Origin of the sequence: Streptomyces sp. NPDC086080, from assembly GCF_044540255.1 — a bacterium.
Taxonomy (GTDB): domain Bacteria; phylum Actinomycetota; class Actinomycetes; order Streptomycetales; family Streptomycetaceae; genus Streptomyces.
Genome location: NZ_JBITRU010000010.1, coordinates 218993 through 225732, shown reverse-complemented (window position 1 = coordinate 225732; position 6740 = coordinate 218993). Strand labels below are relative to the sequence as shown.

The following is a 6740-nucleotide window of genomic DNA, read 5'->3' as shown; positions in this document are numbered from 1 at the left end:
GCCCCACCCGTATGCGCCCAGCGGTCCGCGACCACCCGATCGAGACTCCCGTTCGAAACGCATCTCTCAAGATCGGAACGACAACAGCTTCTGAGCAACCATTGAGCCAGGCCGACAGGACCGCGTGCAGATCTTGATTCGGAAACCTCGATCTTCCGTTTCGCGAGCGAGGAACAGCCCATGCCAAGACCCGAGAAGCAGTTGACTCCGGACGCGTCCCCGCGTGACTGGTTCGGTCATGAACTGCGGACCTGGCGTAAGAAGCGCGGTCCTCTCACGCACGCCGAGTTGGGCGTGAAGGTGCAGGTCAGCGGTTCACTCATTGAGAAGATCGAGAAGGGGACTGCTACCTGTTCGAAGGACTTGGCTGAGCGCTTGGACGAGGTCCTGCAGACGGGCGGAGTCCTCGCCCGGGCGTGGGGGATGGTGTTCGGGCAAACGGAAAAAGCCCGCCCCGAAACGGAAAGTGCACCTCCTGGCAGGGCGGAGGTACCGGTTCAGATCCATGAAGGTCGCATCCTGGGCAGAGGTAGTACAACACCTCCGAGCGGGAGCCCTGCCTCTGTGGACCGTCGCGCCTTCCTCGCCACGAGCGGCCTTGCCGCCATCGCCCCCATAGACCTCGTCCACCTCGTGACCCCAGCAGCCCCCCGGGAGATCCCGACTCAGATCCGCCCGCGCGAGATCAGACAGTTGAAGTCGCTGGCCGATGTCATCCATCGCGAGGACAACGAGTACGGAGGCGGCGGCGCGGTGCGAGAACTCGCCCGCGGCGCCATCATGTGGGGTGCCTCCCTGCTGCCGGTGCCCTGCCCCGAGCCCTTGCGGCCTGAACTCCTAGCCTCTGTCGCTCGGTTGGGGATTGTCGTCGGCGCCTCACAGTTCGATGCGTACGCCCACGACGATGCCCGAGTCAGCTTCCGGCTAGCCGCTGAGTGCGCGGAGGAAGCCGGGGAGTGGCACCTACGCGCCAAGACGTACTCGTTCATGGCCCGGCAGGAAATCTGGGTCGGAGATCCGGATAGTGGCTTAACCCACGCGGAGAAGGGTCTGGTGCGTTCCGACCGACTGACCGCGACCGAGCGTGCCATGCTGCACACGGCACGCGCCCGCGCCTTCGGCAAGATGCGCGACGTAGCCAACACCCTGCGTGCGGTCGGAGAAGCCGACGCCGCGTTCGAACAGTCCGACCCGGCGCAGGATCCGCCGTGGATGGCCTACTACGACTACGCCCAGCATCATGGCGACACTGCCCACGCGCTGTTCGACCTCGCGGTCCATGCGGACCAGGACCCCGGGCAGGCGGCCCGCCGCTTCGAAATCGCGGTGAAGGGACATGTCAACGCCTTTGCCCGCTCGCGCGCCATCTCCGAGACAAAACTCGCTTCTCTGGTCATGGCCAAGGGAGACGATCCGCGGCACGCGGTCGTACTCGGCCACCGAGCGCTGGATGACGTCGGCAAGCTGACCTCCTGCCGGGCCGCCGAGGATCTGCGGGAACTCGCCCGGTTCGCAGGCCGGCACCGGAACCTTCCCGAGGCCAGTGACCTGCGCGAGCGCATCGCGGCTACGGTGCAGGCGTGACTACTTCGCCCACGCCCACCCACGCCGTACTTGAGGAGGCGTGCCTCGCAGCCGGCCTCGACGCGACCAACGCCCAACCAATACGGATCGCCGAGAACGCCATATGGCGTCTGCCCGGGGGAGTGGTGGTGCGAATCGCCCGGCCCGGACAGTCCGCCGCCGCAACGCGCGAGGTTCAGGTCGCCCGCTGGCTGGCCGCCAAAGGCGTGCCCGCCGTACGCGCCCTTGACCTGCAGCAGCCGGTAGCAGTCAGCGGGCACCCAGTGACGTTCTGGCAAGAGCTGCCACCACACGCAATCGGGAGCGTCACCGACGTCGTCGTGCTCCTCAAACAACTGCACACCCTGCCGAAACCAGACCTGCCACTGGGTGAGCTGGACCCGTTCGTCCGGCTGGTTGAGCGCATCGACGCAGCGATCACAATTTCTGACGATGACCGGCTGTGGCTGAAGAGTCGGCTTGAGGATCTCAAGCAGCAATGGGCGTCGAGGCCGAAGGGCCTGCCGGAGTGTGTAGTCCACGGGGATGCATGGGTCGGCAACGTGGCGCGCACGGAGGCTGGCCCGATGTTGCTCGACTTCGAGCGCGCTTCATTCGGCCCCCCGGAGTGGGATCTCGTGTCGACCGCGGTGAAGCTCACCACGACCGGCGCGGTGTCTGCGGAGGACTACGCCGCGTTCTGCGAGACCTACGGCGCTGACGTCACGGAGTGGGAAGGGTATGAACTTCTCGCTGGCGCGCGAGAGTTGCGGATGACGACGTACGCCGCACAGCACGCCGCCAGCCGCCCGGAGTGGCGGCGCGAGGCGCAGTACCGCATCGATTGCCTGCGCGGCCGGACAGGGGCACCGCCGTGGCGATGGAAGGCAATCATGTAGTCCGCGGACAGGCTGACAACCAGATACTCACGCAGGGACGCTATCGGTGTTCGGCATGCGTGAACATCAGGTGGGCCGGGCGGTCAGCACTGGGCGAAATGGATGCCTGGTCTGAACCCGGCAGCCGTGACTTCGGCGCTCAGCCAGGTGTGGTGGCAGATCCGGCAGGACAACGGCCCAGGAACGGAGCCGAAGATCACGGCCCGCTTGGCGTACAACGGACACTGCGCGGTGACATTGCGGGCGCTTCCCCGGCCAGGGACGGAGTTGGTCGTGGCCCGTTGGGGGAAGGACTGGATTGTGCCGAGTCTTGCGCGGACGTATGCCAGCTCCGCTTCGACCATGTTGAGGGAAGACCGGCTGCGAGAGGAGTCCGGCGTGGATGAAGTCCGTCCGGAAGGGGGGGGCTGATTCCAGCCGCCCGGGTGGGGCCGCCGAACGACGTCGCGGCCAACCCCGCAGGTGCGCCGGCGGCGCACGTACGACCGGGTACGGCGGGTGCTCGCGGAGTTGGAGTAGGGGTGGCCGGCTAGGCGTGCCGGAGTTCAGCGTCGGACCACCACGGCCGCCGTGCGGGATGTCGGTGTTCAGCGCGGGGCTGCCGCAGCCGCGGTAAGGATGCGGTGTAGGGCGGAGATTGGGATCGTCGGGTTGGTGACCGCTGTGCATGCCGTCTCGCGGTCATGCAACAGCCCGGCCAGGACGCGGGCCGGCAGCCGCGGATTGCGCACCGCGGTGTCGCGGACGTGGGCCTCCGGGTCGTCCAGCAGCCGCACCGCGTCGGCCGGTGACAGCCGGGGGTTCTCAGCCGCGCGGCGGCGCACCTCGGCTTCGGGATCCCGGGCCAGGCGTGCGACGTCGGCCGGTGTCGACTCCGGATCGTCCAGGGCCAGGCGGCGCATCCGCCCGCTGGGGTCGGCGGTGTAGCGCAACAGGCCCGCGCGGGGGAAGTTGGGGTGGCTGCGGGGCCGGTCGGGGTGACTGAAGCTGCCGCCCCACCAGCGCCATACCTCCAGCAGCATGTCGGCCGGCGCGTCCTCGCACGATTCGGCGAGGAACAGGCGGACCACCCGGTCCTCGTCCCGCGCCAGGCGCGCCACGACATCCGGCGGGAGGTGCCGGGCCCGAGCCACACTGCGGCGGACCAGTGGGTGGGACGACGCGGCGAGACGGCGCATCGCGTCGGCGTCGCCGTGCAGGTCCTCGACCCAGGGCAGGGTGTGTGACATCGACGTCGGGTCGAAGTCGTGGCGGACCGCGGCACGTTGCTCCTCGGCGAGGTCGGGGCGCAGCGCCACCGCGGAGCAGATGTCGTCCTGCGGGTCCTGTGCCAGCACGGCGACGCCGTGTGCGCCCAGGCCCGGGTTGGCGGCCAGCGCCCGACGTACCTCCGCGTCTCCGTCCCGGACCAGCTCCGCCTCCAGGTCGGGCTCGAGGCGGCACCGTTCGAGCGCCTGCCGCGGGTCGGGCAGGGCGGCGAAAACCTCGCGAGGCATGGGTACGCCGCTGTGGTGGGCGAGCAGCGCAGCCGTGCGCACCGCGTAATCGGTGTCGGCCAACAGCCGCTCCCGCAGCTGCGCAGCAAGCTCCTCCCACCGGGCACAGGCGGCCGCCCGCACCCGGGGATCGGCGTCGGCCACGAGGCCAGGGAGGTGCTGTGCAGGGAGCCCCGGGAGTTCGGCGGCTCGCGCGCGGGACGGGCCGGTGAGGAGGTCGTCGTACAGGTCCTCGGGGAGTTCGGCGCTCCAGACGCAGGCGCGCTCCGCGCAGAGCGCGCGTCGATGGGGCGACGGCTCGGCGCGGACCAGACGTACCCACTGATCGGACGTGAGCTTGGGCCGGAAGGTGTCGGCGGGCCTTGACCGCACCCGCGGATCGGGGTGCGTCACGGCGGCGTCGAGGACGGCGGGCCGGTCGCATCCGTGCAGGAAGCCCTCCTCCACATCCAGCAGCCGGATCAGCAGTTCGTCCGTCGCAGCCGGATTGAAACCGATCCCCTCCGCCCAGTGCAGAGGCCACGCACGTCGGCCGGGCACCGCCGCCCACACCTCGGCGCGCTCGACCTCCGTCTCGCGCCCGGCGGCTTCGGCGGCCTCCTCCAGCTGCTCCGACAGTCGGTCGAGGGCCGTCACCCGAGGCCCGCCCTCGCCGGGCACCTCGCCCAGCAGTACCTGCCCGTCGAGGGAGAGCGCCACGAACCCGGGGTCGCCGGTCAACTCCGGCACGCCGCTCCCGGCGTGCCGGGCCCGGGTCCACCACGAGTCGTTGCCGCCGATCCGGTGCTTGAGGACGGCCACCAGAAACTCGCCGTCGACGTCGCGAAGACGGCGCCACCACGCGGCATCGAGCGCTTCCCGGGCCACGCCGTCCGGCGCCGCGATCCCCCGCGCGATCCGCCAGCCGGCCTCCGGCGGGAACAGGCTGCCCGGGCGCACATCCTCGACGACCGTGAGTCCGGCGCGTTCGAGTAGTTCGTGGAGTTTCTTCTGGTGCCGCACGCGGTCATGATCCCCGTCGGCTCGCTGTGGGACAAGGCTTTCAGCCCAGGCCCAACCGGCCCTCCTCACTCGCGCACACGTCATTGACTGCGACGTCGTCCGGGCGGTCCCACCCGGGCGGCTGGAATCGCCCCCCTGGGCATCGGCAGCTTTCTCAGACTCCGGCAGAGACCTGCCCATGCCGACACGGGGGCCGCTTCGAGCCGTCATGGATTTTCACGAACCGGGGCCGCTTCGAGTCGTCGTGCTGGGGCCGAATTGCCGACGTCGTAGCCACCGCGGTAACTGGCCCCCGGTTCGGCAGCTTCCTTTCCTTATTCGCCCACGGCAGAAGAGAAAGGCGCTGGAAAGGGTGGAAGTCGCAGTAGGGGTATGTCAACGTACAACACCCTGAACCATGTGGCCGGTCAGCCCGTCCCCGATGTAACGAGGAGCTTGCTCTGTCCGCGAACGCTGCCGATGTGTCCGCCTTCTCTTTGCCCCACCAACGTACGCGACGCACTCGGAACGTGGATCGCGTGCGGACGGCGAGCGCAACATAGACGACGATCGCCGGTTACTGAGATTGAACTCGTGGTGTCGGAGGGGCTGACGGCTCATCGCTCGTGCGGTATCACCGGGGCATGCGGTATCCACAAGGGGGCGGGTTGACCGCCGAACGGCAGCAGTTCCGCGAGGGGTTACGGCTGAAGGCGGCCGAGAGGTTCGCCCGGGGCGAGGTGAGCTCGGTGATCGCCAAGGAACTGCGGGTCAGCGTCCGCTCGGTGCAGCGGTGGCGGAAGATGTGGGACGAGGGCGGTCCGCGGGCTCTGCGGTCACAGGGGCCGGCGTCGCTGCCGAGGCTGAGCCAGAAGCAGTTCGCCCAGTTGGAGGCGGAGCTGGCCAAGGGGCCGACCGCGCACGGCTGGGAAGACCAACGCTGGACCCTGAGCCGTGTGAAGACGGTGATCGGCCGGCGTTTCCACCTGACCTACACGGTCCAGGGCGTGCGCAAGCTGCTGGTGCGCAACGGCTGGTCCTGCCAGGTCCCGGCCCGACGCACCATCGAGCGGGACGACGATGCAGTGGCCGGATGGGTCAAGGAGGTGTGGCCCTGCGCGGAAGACTCGCGGCGGCCCGTGGAGCCTGGCTGGTCTTCGAGGACGAAGCCGGCTTCTCCATGACGCCGCCGCAGGCAAAGACCTGGTCACAGCGCGGCCGGACCCCGGTGGTGCGGGTCCGTGGCCGCTCCCGCAGACGGATATCCATCGCCGCGCTGACCTGCTACAAACCCGGCCACCGGTCCCGGCTGATCTACCGGCCACGCCGGGACGACGGCCGCCGCGACGGCCGCAAGAGCTTTTCCTGGCGCGACTACCGTGACCTGCTGATCGCCGCCCACCAGCAGCTCGGCGGCCCGATCGTGCTCATCTGGGACAACCTCAACGTCCACAAAGCCGCCGGTCTACGGGAGTTCGCCGCATCCCGGGACTGGCTGACCATCTACTACCTGCCACCCTACGCACCCGACCTCAATCCCGTCGAAGGGATCTGGTCCCTCCTGCGGCGCGGCTGGCTCTCCAACGTCGCCTTCAGCACCCCCGAACACCTCATCCAGCGCATCCGACGCGGCCTACGGCACATCCAGTACCGCAGCGACCTCATAGACGGCTGCCTCGCCGAGACCGGCCTGGCCATCAGACCCACCTGAGCCCAGCGACACCACGAGTTCAACCTCAGTAGCAAAACCGGCGATCGTGAAGATCCTCGAAGCACGTTCGCGTGCGCGGCTGTGCTTGGC

At 69.0% G+C, this 6740-nt stretch carries 5 protein-coding genes; 4 read left to right on the top strand and 1 reads right to left on the bottom strand.

Going from position 1 to position 6740, the window contains the following annotated elements; all coding sequences use genetic code 11:
• The first annotated feature begins 180 nt into the window (after positions 1 to 180).
• Both ACIF9R_RS15625 and ACIF9R_RS15620 read left to right on the top strand, forming a co-directional pair.
• Positions 181 to 1584: a helix-turn-helix domain-containing protein gene (locus ACIF9R_RS15625; RefSeq protein ID WP_399979555.1), complete on the top strand. Its 1404-nt coding sequence runs from the start codon at positions 181 to 183 to the stop codon at positions 1582 to 1584.
• Complete coding sequence (locus ACIF9R_RS15620; RefSeq protein ID WP_399979553.1) at positions 1581 to 2462, top strand: aminoglycoside phosphotransferase family protein; 882 nt, start codon at positions 1581 to 1583, stop codon at positions 2460 to 2462. Before ACIF9R_RS15625 ends, ACIF9R_RS15620 begins: the two co-directional genes overlap by 4 nt.
• Before the next feature lie 587 nt (positions 2463 to 3049).
• Here ACIF9R_RS15620 and ACIF9R_RS15615 read toward each other — a convergent pair.
• Positions 3050 to 4960: a hypothetical protein gene (locus tag ACIF9R_RS15615; protein ID WP_399979551.1), complete on the bottom strand. Its 1911-nt coding sequence runs from the start codon at positions 4958 to 4960 to the stop codon at positions 3050 to 3052.
• A 623-nt stretch (positions 4961 to 5583) separates the two neighbouring features.
• Here ACIF9R_RS15615 and ACIF9R_RS15610 point away from each other — a divergent pair.
• A complete protein-coding gene (locus ACIF9R_RS15610; RefSeq protein WP_399979548.1) occupies positions 5584 to 6123 on the top strand; it encodes a transposase in 540 nt (179 codons plus the stop codon).
• Complete coding sequence (locus ACIF9R_RS15605) at positions 6120 to 6650, top strand: transposase (RefSeq protein ID WP_399979596.1); 531 nt, start codon at positions 6120 to 6122, stop codon at positions 6648 to 6650. Before ACIF9R_RS15610 ends, ACIF9R_RS15605 begins: the two co-directional genes overlap by 4 nt.
• The last annotated feature ends 90 nt before the right edge of the window (positions 6651 to 6740 follow it).

Excerpts from the sequence above, each read along its gene's own strand:
- ACIF9R_RS15625 (WP_399979555.1), top strand. The coding sequence starts at position 181 with ATGCCAAGACCCGAGAAGCAGTTGACTCCGGACGCGTCCCCGCGTGAC.
- ACIF9R_RS15605 (WP_399979596.1), top strand. The coding sequence starts at position 6,120 with ATGACGCCGCCGCAGGCAAAGACCTGGTCACAGCGCGGCCGGACCCCG.
- ACIF9R_RS15610 (WP_399979548.1), top strand. The coding sequence starts at position 5,584 with ATGCGGTATCCACAAGGGGGCGGGTTGACCGCCGAACGGCAGCAGTTC.